Source organism: Phyllobacterium sp. SL163, from assembly GCF_049896885.1.
GTDB lineage: Bacteria > Pseudomonadota > Alphaproteobacteria > Rhizobiales > Rhizobiaceae > Phyllobacterium > Phyllobacterium calauticae.
The window spans coordinates 128,277-145,138 of record NZ_JAFCVE010000008.1; the positions used below are offsets into that span (position 1 = coordinate 128,277).

Genomic DNA, 16,862 nt, shown 5'->3' on the forward strand with positions numbered 1-16,862 from the left:
GCATCCTTGCTAGGAGGTGAGACCGTAGAGCCGCCTGCGCAGCCCTTCCTTATCCTTCAAATAGGTGGTTTTGAGTATATCGACAACGTGTTCCTGATAGGCGGGGCTCCAGCGGCCGTAGTCGGCGTAGAAACCCTGCTTGTTGAAAATATACCGCGACAGGAAATCCCACGGGACAAAATCACCGATCAGCTGATTGACCAGCCAGGCATCGGGATGGCTTGGGAGCGCCCGCACCACCAGAAAACGGCGCGCCGGGTCGATCTCGGAGAGGTTGATCTGCCCCGTCTGGGCAATTTCACGTTTCACGGCGTTCAGGAACGGCCATGTCCCGTCATGATTGATCAGGCTGGCATTGGCGTGAATCCAAGTCTGTAGCCAGATACGATCAATGCCGCTCAGATTGCGTTCCGGTTCAAGCGTCCGGATGAGATGGCGGATGATCATCTCACCGCGGTTTTCCAGATAGCCCGACTGCTCGATCCACGAGCCGCGCGGCAACTCGATGCGCCCCGTCGCGGCAAGAAACTGGAACACCTGGTCGGCGTCCTTAATCGAGATGTAATTGACCTGCCAGGGGCGCGAACGCCGGAAACCGGGAGCGGCGGGATCGCCGATGACCGTTGTCGTATTGTCATCGACAAAGATATAGATGCCGCCGAAATGACTGGTCCAGAAGGCGCTGTGGCGGAACACCACCTTGTCGGGCACCAGTGAATTCTCGCGGATATCGCCGGTGACCTTGGCAAGTTCGACCATACGGTTGATGAGATCGTCGTCGCGCCAGGTGTTCGGCTCGTTCTGCAGCCGGTCCACCAGCAGACGCAGTTCCGCCGCCTGCCCCATGACATTTTCAGCCGAAAGGACGCGGAACTCGACCTGGTTGATCGACAGCAGATCCTCGATGTCGTTGACGATAGAAACACTGTCCTCGATCTCGCCGAAGATCACGTCCTTGATGGTCAGCGCGTTGATCGCCCGCGCATTGCTGCTGAAGAATTCATACATCAGCTGCGACGTGTTGGAGAACTGCGTGTGAACCACCGGCAGCATCGCCTGATCCGGCGTCAGAATGATGAAGCGGCGGTTGACGCCATTGGGATCGAGATAGGAAGGGTCCTTCAGTTCAGCGGCGATTTCCGGCGAAAAACCCGTCCGGTCAATATTGAACCGGGTGAGTTCGGTTGCCTTGAATCCAAAAGCCGTCAGCGCCCGGTTATAGCGTTCGATCAGATGCGGCTGGTCGATCGTCAGCAAACGCCCGTAGATCAGTTCGTTTTCGTAGAGAAGGTCCATCAGGCGTCCCACTGCCCCCGCGCTTTCAGGGCTTCCACTTCCCGGATCGCCCGTTCGCGCAGGCGCGCATCGCGGACGATCTTTTCCACGGCGGCATCGTCCGACTTGTCGGCATAGCGGAATTCCGAATCCGCATACCGGTTGGTTTCCTGCAGCACCATGTCCATGGTGAAGGGCTTGCGCAGTTCCTCCACCATTGCCTTTTTCTCATCATAGGGCTTGTGCATGAAGGTCTCGGGCTTTTCGAACCATGCATCCGGCAGTTCGATATCCATGGCGCGCATCTTGATCGCATCCGTCACGTTCTTGATGGCACGGCCGGTGAAACGCGGCTCGCGTTCCTTGATCATGTGCAGATAGGTACCGATATCGGCAAGCGTTTCCGGTTCGCCGTTCTCAGAAATGAAGCGCTCATACACCGCTTTCAGCCCGTCTTCCTGCGGCTTCGACAATTGGTCATAGGCGGCATCCACGGCGCGTTCGATCTGCTGGTCTTCGAACAGCTTGTGTTCGCCGAGCGGAATCCTGTGGTTCTTGCCGGCGAGCAGCGCAAAGATATCGATGTAATCGTTGCGGGTCTGCGGCCCGTCCACCAGCCAGCGCGCTCCGGCACGCTGGCGCAGCGCATCGTCGACATTCTCCGGATAGTTGGAGAACATGCCGAACGCGCAGTTGCCGCGCACCACGGTGGATGCGCCCGCAAACGCTTCCATCAGCACGCCGGTGATTTCCTGCTGGCCGGCAGACGCCCGGTCATCGGAACGCCGCGCGGCAACCTGATCGATATCATCGATGGTGCCGAAGCCGATCACGCGCGGATTGAGCACGTTGTTGACGAATTGCCGGCAATTCTGTCCGGATTTTCCCTGATAGGAGGAAATCTGATCGACGCCGAAATTCTCGTAATGGAAGGCATAGCCCGCCACCTGGCAGTAATCGTTGACGAGACCGGCAATCATCTGGATCAGCGTCGTCTTGCCCGTCCCCGGTGCGCCGTCGCCGATGAATGTGAACAGAAAGCCGCCGAGTTCGACGAACGGGTTGAGCTGCCGGTCGAAATCATAGGCCATCAGCATTTTTGACAGCTTCAGCGCCTGATATTTGGCAATGTGATTGCCGATGACTTCACCAGGCTTTTTGAAGGTCATCACCAAGGGCGTGCGCTTCTTGCCCGGCGCCACATCAAAGCCGTCAAGCGTGAAATCGTCGCTGTCGAGGCGCAGATGCGTGTCTTCAAAGCTGCCGAGCCCGTCAAAACGGCCCTTGCGCTGCAGCAGGCCTTCAATGGCCGCAGCAGCATAGGCTTTCGCCCGCGCCAGCATGGTCTGTTCATCGGCGGCACCGGCAATGGCCCGGTCCAAACCGCCGACGATCGATTTCAAGGCATCCTGCGCCGTATCGAAATTGAATTCCGGAACCGTCACGTCATTGGCGGCCTGGCTATCCGCTTCGATCAGTTGCGAGAGGTAGGCAGCAAGCGCAAAGGCCGAGACATAGGCGGCGGCGGACAAAAGCTTCTTGAAATGGCTGGCATCTTCCCCCTGCAGGGGCGCCGAGGCATTGCGCGCCAGAAGGTTCTCCAGATCGCTCTGGCGGCCAAAAACATCGGCAACGGCCAATGCGACTGCCACACCGCGGCGCACACGGAACAACAGGGTGTGCTGGGCGATGGACAGCATCTGGTCGTCGGGACGCACGGACTGGATGGTCTTTGTCAGGTCCACTTCACGCGTTGAGCGCAGACCGCCGGTCGAAACTGTCGAGACGAACCGCCGCCCGGTACCGGCAAGCTCGGTCCCGGATTTTGCATCGCCCGATTCCAACACGACAAAACGCGTCACCATGGCCTGCGCCACCGGCAGATGCTTGGTGATGTCCTTCTCGTCGATGGTGGTCAAACCGACATCCATGATCGTGCTCCCCTAAATGTCGCTGATGACCTGGCCGTTGGACAGGATATGGGTTTTGAACCCGCTGAAAATGCGGCTGGCCTCACCCGAGGCATAGAGCGCCTGATAGGCCTCGTGCGGCACCAGCGCATGCTGTTCGTAGCTGCTGACGCCTTGCCGGGCCGCCTCCAGATCATCCGTATTGATGTAGAACTCCTCGCGCGACGGCTCCGAAGACCAGAGCCCGCGCTTGCCCGGCCGTTCCGCCTTGGAGAAAACCTCCTGCATGGTCCATGTCAGAAGCCAGGCATCTTCCGGCTTGCGCACGCGTTCCAGGACATCGGCAACCTTCTGGTTATGTTCGGTAATACCCGTCGTGTAGAACGGCCCGAGAACCACGCGCCGCAGCTGCTTGGGGTGGAGTTCCGGAAAATCCGTGTCCAGGCTTGTCGCAATCGTGATCGGCGACAGCGAATAGGCCGAATTCTTGGCGGCGAAATCATCAAAGCGCCGTGCCAACTCCGGATTGAGCAGGCCGCCGACGGGCAGCGGTATCCGCACGCCGGGATTAAGCTTGCCATCCTTGCCCACGAGGGTTTCCACGAGGCCCTCCGACGAATCCTCGATGATCGCCATATAGATCAGCGGCAGATTGGAAGCGCCGTCAAAGGCGCCCCAGTGCACCACGTAGAGCGGCCGCATGGTCTTCGGATTGACCGAAACGCGAATGGTCACCGGCAGGATGAAAGGCGAGAAAACCTCTCCCTGCTCGACCGTTTCCAGATAAATCCGCTCCGCCATCGATTTCTGCAGATCGCGCGGAAATGCGCGGTGCCGCAGGATGAAATCGGCCATTTCATTGCGCAGCGCGGCCGCTGACGGAATGGCTGCCAGCCGGGCCCTGGTGTCCCGCTTGTCATTTTCCAGTTCCAGCACATTCTGGAAAACCGGAAAGCCGCTTTCGGCGCGCGAAATCTGGAACCGGTCGGTGAAACCGATCCGGTTGCGCCAGCATTCGAAGGAGGCTTCCAGCCGCCGCAGATATTCCGATACGGTCTGCGCAACCAGATCGTGCTTGTAGAGCGGCGACTGCTGATTGTTGAGAAACACGTCCAGCCCGTCCAGCGCAGCACGGATCGCACCGAAATAGCGTTCGGCGGCGGTCAGATCAGCATTCCCGGCCATTAATTCTGCACGTAGTCAGCGGAATTGTGTTTCTTCAGGACTTCCGAGAAACGGCGCGAGAATGCATCGTCGGCGAGCTTCTTGCGGCGCTGGATATCCTGGGTACTGACCATGTTCTTCTCGTGCATCTCGAGCAGGTCGCCAATGTGTTTCTGCGCGGCGGCGCCGACACCGGCCATCGTCTCTTCCGCCGCCGTATCGACCCGGCTGCCAAGGGTATTGATCTTGTGGGCAACGTCCTGCTGGGCCGCCGTCTTCAAGGAATCCTCCAGCGCCTTGTAGAGAACGATGCGCTGTTCCGTATCGATGGAGAGCTTGTTGATCAGCGTGCTCTGCGCGGCGATCTGGTTGTTGAGCGAATCGACGAATGTCTGGAACATCGAGGTATAGCGTTCCAGCGTCTGGCTTTCCGCCAGAAGCTCCTGCTCCTTCGCCTGGCGCTCATTGTATTCCGTCGCCAGTTTCGAGCGATCACCCTCCAGTGTGGCGCGGGTGCCCTGATCGGTGGACGCGGCAATCCGGTTTTCAATGTCGAGCAGCAGCGGGTTCAGCTCTTCGATGCGCTTCTGCGTGGCTTCGAGTGTCGCCACTGCCGTCTTGCGGCGCTCGATCACGTTGGAAAGGCTGGCTTCCGACGTCTTGTAGCGCGCATCGAGAATGGTCTTCTGTTCTTTGAGAATGCCGACGATCCGGTCAGATTTCGACAGCAGTTCCTGCAGGTTGCCGGCCAGCGACATGTTGCGCACGCGATCCGTCCGCAGGCGCTGCATCTTGTCCTTGGAGAAAACGCCGACCAGCTTTTCCCAGCCGGAATAGCTTTTCATGCTTTCAAATTCGGAACCGAACACATTGGTCGCGTCTTCCAGACCGATGATCAGGTCGGCAATATTGCCTTCCATGACTTTCTGCTGGCGCAGGACATCATCGATGCGGGCATTTTCGATATCGAAGTCAGGATTTCCGATCGCAGCATCCGCCTTGGCGAACTTGTCGAGAACGACACTGGACTGGTCAATTTTCGTCCGCATCTCATTGACCATATTCCGGGTCTTTTCGATCTCGGTATCAAAGCTCTGCAAGCTCGCCATTGGTGTCTCCCCTAGATGCCCAAGATAAAATCATAAATATATCTGCCGTTCGAATATAGACACGGCATTTAACGAAAAAAAGCCTATAGAAAAATGACAGGCTATATTAGGCCGGAACAAGCTCTATTGGTCCGAAACAATCCGCCCGGTTTCTTCTTCCCAATGCTTGCGGCAAAGCGAGACATACACGGATTTTTCGATAGATACCTGATCTCCTTCAGTGATCGCCTTGCCCGTCGAATCGTGCCGGACCACCATGGTCGCCTTCGAGCCGCAATGACAGATCGTCCTGATCTCCCGCAGCGTATCGGCGATGGCCAGCAATTCGGCCGAACCGGGAAAGAGCTTGCCCTGAAAGTCCGTGCGAAGCCCGAAACACATCACGGGCAGATGCAGCCGGTCGGCAACGCGTGCCAGTTGCCAGACCTGGTCCCGGGTGAGGAACTGCGCCTCATCCACGAAAACACAGCTGAGTGCATTCGCGCCATGCGCCGATGCGATGCGATCGAAAAGATTGTCCTCGTCACGGTAAAGCTCGGCGGCCGCCGTCACACCGAGGCGTGAAGATATGACGCCGACGCCGTTTTCCGCATAATGCGCAGCCGTGAACATCATCGTCCGCATGCCGCGTTCCTGGTAATTGTAGGATGCCTGCAGCAGCATGGTGGACTTGCCGGCGTTCATCGTGGAGTAGCTGAAATAGAGTTTTGCCATAAGGGCGTTTAATCAGAGTTGAGGTCAGGCTTGAAGCCTCTCCCGTGCAGAGGGTGCAACTTTTGCCGGAATATCAACAACTGTCGCGAATTGACCGGATTTATGCGCGGCTATGCTTGAACCCCTGCGAAATTGGTGCTTGGTTCATGCCCTTAACAGCCGGTAGAAAACCGGAGAGGGAGAACAATCGATGAAAATGTTGACCAAACTGACCATTTCACTGGCTCTCACGCTGACCGCCGGCACCGCCTTCGCCGCGGAACCCGCGAGTTGCAAGTCCGTTCGATTCGCCGATGTCGGCTGGACCGACATTACCTCGACCACGGCAGCGGCAAGCGCCGTGCTCAAGGGACTGGGTTATTCAACCGATACGAAGGTCCTGTCGGTTCCCGTAACCTATGCGTCCCTTGGCAAGAAGGACATCGACGTATTCCTCGGCAACTGGACACCCAGCATGGCCGCCGATCTCAAGCCCTATCTCGACAACAAGACGGTTGAAGATCTCGGTGTGAACCTCACCGGCGCAAAATATACACTGGCCGTGCCGCAGTACCTCTATGACAAGGGCCTGAAAGACTTCAAGGATATCATCACGTTCAAGGACGATCTCGGCGGCAAGATCTATGGGATCGAGCCGGGCAATGACGGCAATCGCCTGATCCTCGACATGATCGCCAAGAACGCCTTCGGCCTGAAGGGCTTCGAGGTTGCCGAATCATCCGAGCAGGGAATGCTGGCGCAGGTTGCCAAGCAGACAAAGACCAAGGGGCCCATCGTCTTCCTCGGCTGGGCGCCGCATCCGATGAACACCAACTTCAAGATTCAGTACCTTTCCGGCGGCGATGATTTCTTCGGCCCCGACTTCGGCGGTGCAACCGTTCATACCAATGTTCGCGCCGGCTATACGACCGAATGCCCGAACGTTGGCAAACTTCTGGCCAATCTCAAGTTCGACCTGAAAATGGAGAATGAGATCATGGGCAAGATTCTCGACGATGGCGAAGACGGCCCGAAGGCAGCCTCCGAATGGCTGAAGGCCAATCCTGCCATTCTCGACACCTGGCTTGCCGGCGTGACGACGGTTGACGGCAAGGACGGTCTGCCAGCCGTCAAGAAGTCGCTCGGTCTTTAAGGCCTGCCGATATTGTCGCCCGGTGTACGCACCGGGCGATTCTTTCGCCTGATACTGCAACCGACAGAGGAATTTTCGCTTGGACTGGCTGACACAAGACAAGATTCCGGTAGGCAAGACGGCAAAGGCCGTCGTCGACTGGCTCACGAACAATTTCGCCGGGTTTTTCGATGGGCTCGCCTTCGTCATGCAGTCGTTCATCGACGGCCTCATGTTCGTTCTGAAATACCCGCACCCATTGATCATGGTCGCCATCTTTTCCGCGGTCGCCTATGCACTGCGCCGCTCGATTGCCGTGACCCTGCTCACCCTGTTCGGCTTCCTGTTCATCCTCAATCAGGGCTACTGGAAGGAAACCATGGAGACCCTGACGCTGGTGCTCTCCTCCTGCATCCTGTGCATGGGCATCGGTGTCCCCGTCGGCATCATCGCCGCCCATCGCCCCCGGTTCTACGCGGCAATCCGGCCTGTCCTCGATCTGATGCAGACATTGCCGACCTTCGTCTATCTCATCCCGGCCATCGTGTTCTTCGGCATCGGCATGGTTCCCGGCCTGATCGCAACGGCGATCTTCGTTCTCCCCGCCCCGATCCGGCTGACGCATCTCGGCGTGTCCTCCACCCCGCAGCATCTGGTCGAGGCGGGCGAAGCCTTCGGCGCGTCGTCGCGCCAGCTTCTGTGGAAGATCGAGCTGCCCTACGCCATGCCGCAGATTCTGGCGGGCCTGACCCAGACCATCATGCTGTCCCTGTCCATGGTGGTCATTGCCGCCCTGGTCGGTGCCGACGGGCTCGGCGTTCCGGTTGTCCGCGCGCTCAACTCGGTCAATACGGCGCTGGGCTTTGAGGCGGGCCTTGTCATCGTGGTCGTCGCCATCGTGCTTGACCGTATCTTCCGTCCCGGCAAGGAGCCTGGTGAATGACCGCGATCACCCTCGAAAACGTCTGCATCATTTTCGGCAAGAAGACGGACAGCGCATTGGCACTTGCCGACCAGGGCAAGAGCCGGTCGGACATCCAGGCGGAAACCGGCCATGTGCTCGGCGTCCACAATTGTTCGATCACCATTGCCGAAGGCGAAATCCTCGTGCTCATGGGCCTGTCCGGCTCAGGCAAATCCACGCTTCTGCGCGCCATCAACCGCCTCAACCCGATTTCGCGCGGGTCCGTCGTCGTGCATCATGGCGGCCGTTCGGTCGATGTCGGCAAGGCGGACAAGAATACGCTGCGCGATCTGCGCAAACATCTCGTCTCCATGGTCTTCCAGCAGTTCGGCCTTTTGCCCTGGCGCACGGTCGAGGAAAATGTCGGCTTCGGCCTCGAACTGTCGGGCGTGTCCAAGGAAGAGCGCGCGGAAGCCGTGGAACAGCAATTGGCGCTGGTCAATCTCAAGGACTGGGCCAAGCGCAAGGTCAGCGAGCTTTCCGGCGGCATGCAGCAGCGCGTCGGCCTTGCCCGCGCCTTCGCCACCGGCGCACCGATCCTGCTGATGGACGAGCCTTTTTCGGCGCTCGATCCGCTCATTCGCACCCGTCTGCAGGATGAGCTGCTCAGCCTGCAGGAACGGCTCAAGAAGACCATCGTTTTCGTCAGCCACGATCTCGATGAAGCGATGAAGATCGGCAACCGCATCGCCATCATGGAAGGCGGCCGCATCATCCAGTGCGGCACGGCGCAGGACATCCTGCTCAACCCGGCCGATGACTATGTCGCCGACTTCGTCGCCAACATGAATCCGCTGGGTGTGCTGACCGCCGGCGACATCATGGTGCCGCTGGACCGCAGCCGGCCCGCCAACCGTCCCTTTGCCGCAACAGCACGTCTGGCCACCCCCGTGCGCCAGATCATGCAGGCGGTGTCGAAAAACGGTGGCGATGTCGGCATTGTCGAGAATGGCGCCATTCTCGGCATGATCTCCGCCGACGACATCGTGCGGGGGCTACTAAAGCATCAGAGAAATTAGGTGTAAACATCCCTAGAATTCGATGAAATGCATCCTGTTGATGGTGTGATTTACATCGATTTTTGATGATGGTACACTTATGGAACGAGCGAAAAGTCTCGTCTCGCGGCGAGTCTTCATTCATCAAGGCATATTGCCGACCTTGTTGTCTGGCTCGTACCAAAGCCTCTGAGAGGCAGCACACACCTGCAAATACCGTTTCGCTTTGGTTGCCAATAATATCTGCGTGCTACGGTATGACAACGAGGCCGGTAAAGGCGATCACAGGCATATTGGAGAAACGGAAGTTCCCTACGCGTTTTCGACGATAGAAGCGCTTCTGGCGGATTTCAAAGACGATGTCGAAAGATGGCTCCATGAAAACAATCACCTTTAAGGTTCAGACGCTGGCCTCCGTCCTCGATGACGTTGAGATCTCCTGGAAAACAGGCGAGGCCGAGACGACACCCCAGTTCAGTTTTGTCACCTGGGAGGTCATGCACAAAATTCTGTCACCGAAGCGATTGGAGATTGTAAAGGTGATGGCCGGAGCGGGCCCTTTGAGCATCCGCGAAATCGCGCGCCGGGTTGAGCGCGATTTCAAAGGCGTTCATGCTGATGTGACGCTGCTTCTGAATGCTGGGGTCATCACCAAGACCGGGAATGGCAAGGTGATCTTCCCTTACGACAAAATCCACGTCGATTTCGAGATTTCAGCGGCAGCTTGAAGCGTAGACAAGTCTACTTGTCGTCGCCGTCCTCATCGTCATCGCCGCTTTTACCGGCCGGTTGCCATGCATGCGGCGTGACTTTCTTCTGCGTGTTTGAATCGGTGAAGATCCACCAGCCCGCATCGGTTTCATCCCACTGGCCGCCGGTCGCCTTCAGGCGGTCCAGCGACCGGTACTGCGCCAGGGATTCGTTCTCCTGCCCGTCCTCGTCCTTCCAGAAAACCTGAACCTTGCTGCCGTCCTTTGGGGCAGTTGCAATCGGCTGACGTCCGCTCATAACAGTTCCTCCTGCAAATCGTGCTGTGCGTGGTTCGACAAGCTCACCATGAGGGAGGTGGTTTGGTTGCAATGCCAACGACGAACGTTGCAGGATATAGTTCCCTGCAATCCTCGACATCCCTCATGGTGAGCTTGTCGAACCACGCACAACGGGTCTGCCATTAACGGACGAACCGCGCGCTAAAATCAAGCGGCGGCTTTTTTCTTCTCCAGACGGGCGCGGATGCTGGCGACATCGGATTTCGGCGTCGCCGCAAACAGCGTCTTGGTATAGCTGTGCTGCGGGTTCGAAAACACCTCGTCGCGCGTGCCGTACTCAACCACTTCGCCGTAATACATCACCATCACCTCGTCGGCGATGTAGCGCACGACCGAGAGGTCATGGCTGATGAACACATAGGTCAGGTTGAATTCGTCCTGAAGATCAGCCAGCAGGTTGAGCACCTGTGCCTGCACCGAAAGGTCAAGCGCGGAGACCGGCTCGTCGAGGACAAGCAGACTCGGGCTCAGCATCAATGCACGGGCAATGGCGATACGCTGACGCTGGCCGCCGGAGAACATGTGCGGATAGCGGTTGTAGTGCTCGGGACCCAAGCCGACTTTCACCAGCATCTGCATGGCGAGTTCCCGCCGCTCCGCCGCCGTCTTGTTGGTATTGAGCAGCAGCGGTTCGCCGAGAACCTCGCCGATCTTCTGGCGTGGGTTGAGCGAGCCATAGGGGTTCTGGAAAATGATCTGCACCTTGCGGCGCATTTCCGGCGTTACCCTATCCTTGGCAATGTTGATGGGCTTGCCGTCGATCAGCAGTTCGCCTTCCGACTGCGGATCAATCAGGGTCAGGATGCGGCCGAGCGTCGACTTTCCGCAGCCGCTTTCACCGACGATGGCAAGGGTCTTGCCCTTTTCCAGCGTGAAGCTGACACCCTTGACCGCGCGCACCGTCTTCGGCTTGCCGAACAGGCCGCCGCTGACGTGGTAATCGCGGACAATGTTGCGCCCTTCAAGAACGATCTCGCTCATGTTGCTGCTCCTGCATTGGCGGCTTCGTTCTTCATGAAGTCTGCGACCGTGGACAGACGGTCACCCGTCGCGTTTTCCGGCAAGGCGGAAAGAAGGGCGCGCGTGTAGGGGCTCTTCGGCGTTTCAAACAGAGACAGCACGTCGGCTTCCTCCATCTTGCGGCCCTTGTACTGGACGATCACCCGGTCGGCGGTTTCCGCGACAACGCCCATGTCATGGGTGATCATGATCAGCCCCATGCCATGCTTGGCCTGCAGGCTGACCAGCAGATCGAGAATCTGCTTCTGGATGGTCACGTCGAGCGCCGTCGTCGGTTCGTCGGCAATCAGCAGCTTCGGATTGCAGGCGATGGCGATGGCAATCATGACGCGCTGGCACTGTCCGCCGGACATCTGGTGCGGGAACGAGTTCAGCCGTTCCTCCGGTGTGGGAATGCCAACCTGCTTCAGCAATTCGATCGCCCGCGTGCGCCGGGTCCTGGCATCCATTTTCATATGGAAACGCAGAACTTCTTCCAGCTGGAAGCCAACCGTGAAGCACGGATTGAGGCTTGCCATGGGTTCCTGAAAGATCATCGCCACGTCACGGCCGACGATCTGCCGCCGCTGTTTGGTCGTCATTGTCAGCATGTCGTGGCCGTTGAAGACCATCTTGTCCGCCGTGACAGTGGCCGTGTTCGGCAGCAGCCCCATGACAGCAAGCATGGCAACCGACTTGCCGGAGCCGGACTCGCCGACAATGGCCAGCACTTCGCGGGCATCGACGTGCAGGTCGATCCCCTGCACGGCCATGAACTGACCCGAGCTGGTGTCGAATCCAACCGAGAGATTCTTGATTTCAAGCAGCGCCATGATCTCAGCTCCTCTTCAGTTTGGGATCGAGGGCATCGCGCAGACCGTCGCCAACGAGATTGATCGCAAGCACGGTGATCAGGATGGCAAGACCAGGGAATGTGACCACCCACCAGGCGCGCAGGATGAATTCGCGTGCCTCCGCCAGCATGGTACCCCATTCCGGTGTGGGCGGCTGCGCACCCATGCCGAGGAAGCCAAGAGCAGCAGCCTCAAGAATGGCATTCGAGAAGGACAGCGTGCCCTGCACGATCAGCGGCGCCAGACAGTTCGGCAGGATTGTCTTGAACATCAACCTTATGTGGCCCGCACCGGCAAGCTTGGCGGCAATCACATATTCACGGTTCTTTTCGCTCATCACCGCCGCGCGCGTCAGACGCGCAAAGTGCGGCTGCAGAACCAGCGCAATGGCGATCATCGCATTGAACAGGCCAGGCCCCAGAATGGCGACGAGCACCAGCGCCAGCAACAGCGGCGGAAAGGCGAGAATGATATCCATGATGCGCATGATCAGCGCATCGACCCAGCCGCGGAAATAGCCGGCGAGAACACCGAGGATGACGCCGGTGACCATGGAAATGGCCACGACGATCAAACCGATGAACAGCGAGAAGCGCGCGCCGTAGATCAGGCGGGACAGCAGATCGCGGCCAACAGCATCGGTTCCCAGGAGGAATGACGGATTGCCGCCCTCCTGCCAGGCCGGTGGCGTCAGCAGTGCTTCGCGATATTGTTCATAGGGCGCATGCGGCGCAATGAACGGTCCGAGAATGGCAACGAGGACCAGAAAAATCAGGGTGGCAAGCCCTATGACAGCGCCTTTGTTGACGCTGAAATAGAACCAGAATTCTGCAAACCTGCCCATGCGGCCCTCTTTGGGGGCGGCAGCAAGCGGTGCGGGAGGGGAAACTTCGTTAGTCACAGTTCCTCACTTTACGCGGATACGCGGGTTGACGACCGCATAGAGCAGATCGACAATCAAATTGACGGTCATGACGATCAACGCGACCAGCATCAGGCCGCCTTGAACGACGACGTAATCGCGTTTCGCGATGGCGTCGATCATCCACTTGCCGATGCCTGGCCAGGAGAAGATCGTCTCCGTCAGGATGGCGCCGGCCATCAGCAGGCCCATCTGCAGGCCGATCGTCGTGATGACGGGGATCATGGCATTGCGCAGGGCATGGATGCCGATGACCCGCTTCGGCGCGAGACCCTTGGCCCGTGCCGTGCGCACGTAATCCTCGCCCAGCACTTCCAGCATGGCGGAACGTGTCTGGCGGGCGATGACCGCGAGCGGGATGGTTCCAAGCACGATCGTCGGCAGGATCAGATGCGAGAATGCGGATTTGAACGCACCCTTCGGCCCCGAAATGAGACTGTCAATCAGCATGAAGCCGGTTGTGGACTTGAAGAAATAGATCAGATCCATGCGGCCCGACACCGGCGTCCAGTGCAGAATACCGGCGAACAGGATGATCAGCAGGATGCCCCACCAGAAAATCGGCATGGAATAGCCAACCAATGCGATCCCCATACTCAACTGATCGAAGACCGAACCGCGCTTGACGGCGGCGAAAATACCGGCGGGAATGCCAATGATGACAGCAAACAGCATCGCACAGATGCTGAGCTCAAGCGTCGCCGGGAACAGGGTCAGGAAATCGGCAAGGACCGCGCGTTTGCTGGCGATCGACGTGCCGAAATCTCCATGGAAAATATTCCACAGGAACGAAAAATACTGCTCCCAGATCGGTCTGTTGAAGCCAAACTGCTCAAGCAGCATCTGGTGACGCTCCGGCGTCATGCCGCGCTCGCCTGCGAGCGCAATGACAGGATCGCCAGGCAGCAGGCGGATGAACATAAAAGCCACAAAGCTGATGCCGATAAAGGTCGGAATCAGCAGCAGCACTCGTGAAGCGATGTATCGGAACATGGTAACCCAATAAAAGGCGGTACCGGCCGAAGCCGGTACCGCGAGGAGTAAATTACTCGGTGACGTCGACGTAAGCGAAGTTATGAACGCCGAACGGGCTGGCTACATAGCCGGTCACGTTCTTGGTCATGGCTGTCGTTACGAGCGAGTGAGCCAGCGTGCCCCATGGAGCTTCGCGCTTGAAGATAACCTGGGCTTCTTCATACAGCTTGGTGCGTTCGGCCTGATCGGCAGTCACAGCAGCCTTGTCGATCAGTGCAGTGAACTCCTTGTTGCACCATGCGGTACGGTTGGCCTGACCGACGGCCTGGCACGACAGCAGCACGGCAAGGAAGTTGTCCGGATCGCCATTGTCACCGGTCCAGCCGAGAATGACCGCACCGTCATGCTTCGGATCGGAAGCGCGCTTCAGGTATTCCTGCCAGTCATAGCTGACGATCTCGACCTTTACGCCGACCTTGGCAAAGTCGGACTGCAGCAGTTCAGCCGTACGGCGGCCGTTCGGCATGTAGGGACGCACAACCGGCATCGCCCAGATCTTCATGGAAAGATCCTTCACGCCAGCCTTTTCCAAGGCCTTCTTTGCCGCTTCAGGATTGTATTCGTCATCCTTGATCGACTTGTTGTAAGACCACATTGTCGGCGGGATCGGGTTGATCGCCGGCTTGGCCTGGCCGAGGTAGACGGCATCAACGATTGCCTTCTTGTCGATGGCCATGTTGAGCGCCTTGCGCACTTCCGGCTTGTCGAAAGGTGCCTGGGTGGTGTTGTAACCCAGATAAGCAACGTTCAGGCCGCTTTCCTGGATAACGGTCAGGTTCTTGTCGGCCTTCAGGCCATCAACATCGGCCGGATCCGGATAGATCGTCAGGTTGCATTCGCCGGCCTTCAGCTTCTGCACGCGAACGGCCGCATCAGGTGTAACCGCGAAGATCAGGTTGTCGACGTTGACCTTGCCCTTCCAATAGGTCGGGTTGGCTTGGTAGCGGATCGCCGTGTTGAGCTGATAGTCAACGAACTGGAAAGGACCGGTACCGACCGGCTGTTCGTTGAATTTCTGCGGTGTGCCATCAGCCATGAGCTTGTCGGCATATTCCTTCGAAACGATCGACGAGAAGTCCATTGCAAGGCCTGCGAGCATCGGGGCGCTTGGCTTGTTCAGCACGATCTTGACTGTCAGATCGTCCACTTTCTTGACTTCCTTGATCAGCTTGGGGAAGTCCATGCTTTCAAAATATTCGTAGGTCGCGCCTTCGACATATTTGGCCCACTTGCTGCCTTCCTTCTGACGTTCGAAGGAGAAAACCACGTCGTCGGCATTCAGCTCACGGCTTGGTGTGAAATAGCTCGTGGTCTGGAACTTGACGCCCTTGCGGATCTTGAACGTGTATTCAAGGCCGTCATCCGAGATCTTCCAGCTTTCTGCAAGCGCCGGGCGAACCGTCGATGTGCCGGGCGTAAATTCAACCAATGGATTGAAAACAGCCTGGCCAGTCGCATCAAGCGTTTCACCGCCGGTATAAAGTGCAGGGTCGAAACCGCCGGGAGCAGCTTCAGAGCAGTACACGAGAGATTTAGCCGAGGCTCCACCTGCCATCAGCCCACCCGTCAACATTGCAAGCGCTGTCGCCGCAAGGAGTTTCTTGTAGGTCTTCATTTTTCCACCTTCAGAGGTTTTTTGTGTTGCCGGCCCCCATGCCCGCAACCGAGATTGCATGGAAGCCTTTGCAATGTCGCAATGCAAGCAGATTTATTCGCAGTCAACCTGCCATCTCACGAAGAAACGAAGATTCTGGGGAAATTTTTTAACAAAGTCACAAAAATAGCGAAATTCACTAAATGTGACGCCGGCGACTTTTGCGAAGCAGCGTTTTTATATCTGCACAATCCCGGCCAGAACATGTTTCCCCCCAGCTCCGATCATAAATAACGACTGGATCGGGACCCAAACTCGTGCCAGAACGCATGAAAATCAGTGAGGAGATGCATTGTGAACGTTCAGGGCCAAACAGCGATTGTTACGGGTGGCGGATCGGGTCTGGGTGCCGCGACAGCGCGCGCGCTGGCAGACAAAGGCGCTAAAGTTGCCCTTTTCGACATCAATATTGATGCAGCGCAAAAAGTCGCCGATGACATTGGCGGCCTGGCCGTGGCCTGCAACGTGTCCAGTGCGGACGATGCCCAGCGTGCCGTTGCCCATGTCGCAAACAAGCTTGGCACCGCGCGAATTCTGGTGAACTGCGCGGGCATTGCCAATGCCGGGCGGATTGTCGGCCGCGACGGCCCGCATGATCTGGACCTGTACCGCCGGGTCATCGAGGTCAATCTCATCGGTTCGTTCAACATGCTGCGGCTGGTCAGCGACGCGGCCGCCAAGCTCGAGCCGCTGGATACGGGTGAGCGCGGCGTGATTATTTCAACCGCCTCGGTTGCGGCTTTCGATGGCCAGATCGGCCAGGCGGCCTATGCTTCCTCGAAGGCAGGCATTGCCGGCCTGACATTGCCCGCTGCGCGCGAACTGGCGCGTTTCGGCATCAGGGTCATGGCCATTGCACCCGGCATATTCGGCACGCCGATGCTTTTGGCCATGCCGCAGGAGGTCCAGGATTCGCTGGCAGCCTCCATTCCCTTCCCTTCCCGCCTCGGCAAACCCGAGGAATATGCGGCCCTGGCCCTGCATATCATCGACAACCCCATGCTGAACGGTGAAACGATTCGCCTTGACGGCGCGATACGCATGGCGCCTAAATAACAGCGATTGGACAGGTTCAGGTTGAAGGCGAATACGCCAAAAAGCTGC

Annotated in this window: 17 protein-coding genes; 6 read left to right on the forward strand and 11 right to left on the reverse strand. The window is 58.1% G+C overall.

Annotated features, from left to right (window positions below; translation table 11 throughout):
- Window positions 1-9: 9 nt before the first annotated feature.
- The 5 genes from ACP7B1_RS18510 to ACP7B1_RS18530 all read right to left on the reverse strand — a co-directional run bounded on the left by ACP7B1_RS18510 (window position 10) and on the right by ACP7B1_RS18530 (window position 6,172).
- On the reverse strand, window positions 10-1,296 hold the full coding sequence (locus ACP7B1_RS18510) for a DUF6638 family protein (RefSeq protein WP_346307478.1): 1,287 nt from the start codon (window positions 1,294-1,296) through the stop codon (window positions 10-12).
- Complete coding sequence (locus tag ACP7B1_RS18515) at window positions 1,296-3,206, reverse strand: AAA family ATPase (protein WP_346307479.1); 1,911 nt, start codon at window positions 3,204-3,206, stop codon at window positions 1,296-1,298. Before ACP7B1_RS18515 ends, ACP7B1_RS18510 begins: the two co-directional genes overlap by 1 nt.
- A 12-nt stretch (window positions 3,207-3,218) precedes the next feature.
- The gene (locus ACP7B1_RS18520; RefSeq protein ID WP_346307480.1) at window positions 3,219-4,370 is read right to left on the reverse strand and encodes a hypothetical protein; all 1,152 of its coding nucleotides are present in this window, start codon (window positions 4,368-4,370) and stop codon (window positions 3,219-3,221) included.
- Complete coding sequence (locus tag ACP7B1_RS18525) at window positions 4,370-5,458, reverse strand: hypothetical protein (RefSeq protein ID WP_223612544.1); 1,089 nt, start codon at window positions 5,456-5,458, stop codon at window positions 4,370-4,372. The genes ACP7B1_RS18520 and ACP7B1_RS18525 overlap by 1 nt, the downstream gene beginning before the upstream one ends.
- Window positions 5,459-5,581: 123 nt before the next feature.
- Window positions 5,582-6,172, reverse strand: coding sequence for a thymidine kinase (locus ACP7B1_RS18530; RefSeq protein ID WP_223612543.1), 591 nt, complete (start codon window positions 6,170-6,172; stop codon window positions 5,582-5,584).
- Between the two features lie 190 nt (window positions 6,173-6,362).
- Between ACP7B1_RS18530 and ACP7B1_RS18535 the strand changes: the two genes are divergently transcribed.
- From ACP7B1_RS18535 to ACP7B1_RS18555, 5 genes are all read left to right on the forward strand, one after another.
- Window positions 6,363-7,304: a choline ABC transporter substrate-binding protein gene (locus tag ACP7B1_RS18535; RefSeq protein ID WP_346307481.1), complete on the forward strand. Its 942-nt coding sequence runs from the start codon at window positions 6,363-6,365 to the stop codon at window positions 7,302-7,304.
- Window positions 7,305-7,383: 79 nt separating this feature from the next.
- A complete protein-coding gene (gene choW / locus ACP7B1_RS18540) occupies window positions 7,384-8,226 on the forward strand; it encodes a choline ABC transporter permease subunit (protein ID WP_105731991.1) in 843 nt (280 codons plus the stop codon).
- Window positions 8,223-9,266, forward strand: a complete 1,044-nt coding sequence (gene choV / locus ACP7B1_RS18545) for a choline ABC transporter ATP-binding protein (protein WP_346307482.1) — start codon at window positions 8,223-8,225, stop codon at window positions 9,264-9,266. The genes choW and choV overlap by 4 nt, the downstream gene beginning before the upstream one ends.
- A 226-nt stretch (window positions 9,267-9,492) precedes the next feature.
- On the forward strand, window positions 9,493-9,642 hold the full coding sequence (locus tag ACP7B1_RS18550; RefSeq protein WP_403183949.1) for a toxin-antitoxin system TumE family protein: 150 nt from the start codon (window positions 9,493-9,495) through the stop codon (window positions 9,640-9,642).
- Complete coding sequence (locus tag ACP7B1_RS18555; RefSeq protein WP_346307483.1) at window positions 9,623-9,973, forward strand: transcriptional regulator; 351 nt, start codon at window positions 9,623-9,625, stop codon at window positions 9,971-9,973. Before ACP7B1_RS18550 ends, ACP7B1_RS18555 begins: the two co-directional genes overlap by 20 nt.
- Window positions 9,974-9,986: 13 nt before the next feature.
- Here the strand turns inward: ACP7B1_RS18555 and ACP7B1_RS18560 are convergent, their stop codons facing one another.
- From ACP7B1_RS18560 to ACP7B1_RS18585, 6 genes are all read right to left on the reverse strand, one after another.
- Complete coding sequence (locus ACP7B1_RS18560) at window positions 9,987-10,253, reverse strand: hypothetical protein (RefSeq protein WP_288192665.1); 267 nt, start codon at window positions 10,251-10,253, stop codon at window positions 9,987-9,989.
- Window positions 10,254-10,441: 188 nt separating this feature from the next.
- Window positions 10,442-11,275: an ABC transporter ATP-binding protein gene (locus tag ACP7B1_RS18565; protein ID WP_223612539.1), complete on the reverse strand. Its 834-nt coding sequence runs from the start codon at window positions 11,273-11,275 to the stop codon at window positions 10,442-10,444.
- Window positions 11,272-12,126, reverse strand: coding sequence for an ABC transporter ATP-binding protein (locus ACP7B1_RS18570; RefSeq protein ID WP_288192664.1), 855 nt, complete (start codon window positions 12,124-12,126; stop codon window positions 11,272-11,274). Before ACP7B1_RS18570 ends, ACP7B1_RS18565 begins: the two co-directional genes overlap by 4 nt.
- Window positions 12,127-12,130: 4 nt before the next feature.
- On the reverse strand, window positions 12,131-12,991 hold the full coding sequence (locus ACP7B1_RS18575; protein WP_346307484.1) for an ABC transporter permease subunit: 861 nt from the start codon (window positions 12,989-12,991) through the stop codon (window positions 12,131-12,133).
- 63 nt (window positions 12,992-13,054) lie between these two features.
- Complete coding sequence (locus tag ACP7B1_RS18580; protein ID WP_346307485.1) at window positions 13,055-14,062, reverse strand: ABC transporter permease subunit; 1,008 nt, start codon at window positions 14,060-14,062, stop codon at window positions 13,055-13,057.
- A 52-nt stretch (window positions 14,063-14,114) separates the two neighbouring features.
- Window positions 14,115-15,719: an ABC transporter substrate-binding protein gene (locus ACP7B1_RS18585; RefSeq protein WP_346307486.1), complete on the reverse strand. Its 1,605-nt coding sequence runs from the start codon at window positions 15,717-15,719 to the stop codon at window positions 14,115-14,117.
- Window positions 15,720-16,052: 333 nt separating this feature from the next.
- Between ACP7B1_RS18585 and ACP7B1_RS18590 the strand changes: the two genes are divergently transcribed.
- A complete protein-coding gene (locus tag ACP7B1_RS18590) occupies window positions 16,053-16,814 on the forward strand; it encodes a 3-hydroxyacyl-CoA dehydrogenase (protein WP_346307487.1) in 762 nt (253 codons plus the stop codon).
- Window positions 16,815-16,862: the final 48 nt, after the last annotated feature.

Bases quoted from the DNA above. Each gene is read 5' to 3' on its own strand.
- ACP7B1_RS18510 (WP_346307478.1), bottom strand. From the start codon at position 1,296: ATGGACCTTCTCTACGAAAACGAACTGATCTACGGGCGTTTGCTGACG.
- ACP7B1_RS18515 (WP_346307479.1), bottom strand. From the start codon at position 3,206: ATGGATGTCGGTTTGACCACCATCGACGAGAAGGACATCACCAAGCAT.
- ACP7B1_RS18520 (WP_346307480.1), bottom strand. From the start codon at position 4,370: ATGGCCGGGAATGCTGATCTGACCGCCGCCGAACGCTATTTCGGTGCG.
- ACP7B1_RS18525 (WP_223612544.1), bottom strand. From the start codon at position 5,458: ATGGCGAGCTTGCAGAGCTTTGATACCGAGATCGAAAAGACCCGGAAT.
- ACP7B1_RS18530 (WP_223612543.1), bottom strand. From the start codon at position 6,172: ATGGCAAAACTCTATTTCAGCTACTCCACGATGAACGCCGGCAAGTCC.
- ACP7B1_RS18535 (WP_346307481.1), top strand. From the start codon at position 6,363: ATGAAAATGTTGACCAAACTGACCATTTCACTGGCTCTCACGCTGACC.
- choV (WP_346307482.1), top strand. From the start codon at position 8,223: ATGACCGCGATCACCCTCGAAAACGTCTGCATCATTTTCGGCAAGAAG.
- ACP7B1_RS18555 (WP_346307483.1), top strand. From the start codon at position 9,623: ATGAAAACAATCACCTTTAAGGTTCAGACGCTGGCCTCCGTCCTCGAT.
- ACP7B1_RS18560 (WP_288192665.1), bottom strand. From the start codon at position 10,253: ATGAGCGGACGTCAGCCGATTGCAACTGCCCCAAAGGACGGCAGCAAG.
- ACP7B1_RS18565 (WP_223612539.1), bottom strand. From the start codon at position 11,275: ATGAGCGAGATCGTTCTTGAAGGGCGCAACATTGTCCGCGATTACCAC.
- ACP7B1_RS18570 (WP_288192664.1), bottom strand. From the start codon at position 12,126: ATGGCGCTGCTTGAAATCAAGAATCTCTCGGTTGGATTCGACACCAGC.
- ACP7B1_RS18575 (WP_346307484.1), bottom strand. From the start codon at position 12,991: ATGGGCAGGTTTGCAGAATTCTGGTTCTATTTCAGCGTCAACAAAGGC.
- ACP7B1_RS18580 (WP_346307485.1), bottom strand. From the start codon at position 14,062: ATGTTCCGATACATCGCTTCACGAGTGCTGCTGCTGATTCCGACCTTT.
- ACP7B1_RS18585 (WP_346307486.1), bottom strand. From the start codon at position 15,719: ATGAAGACCTACAAGAAACTCCTTGCGGCGACAGCGCTTGCAATGTTG.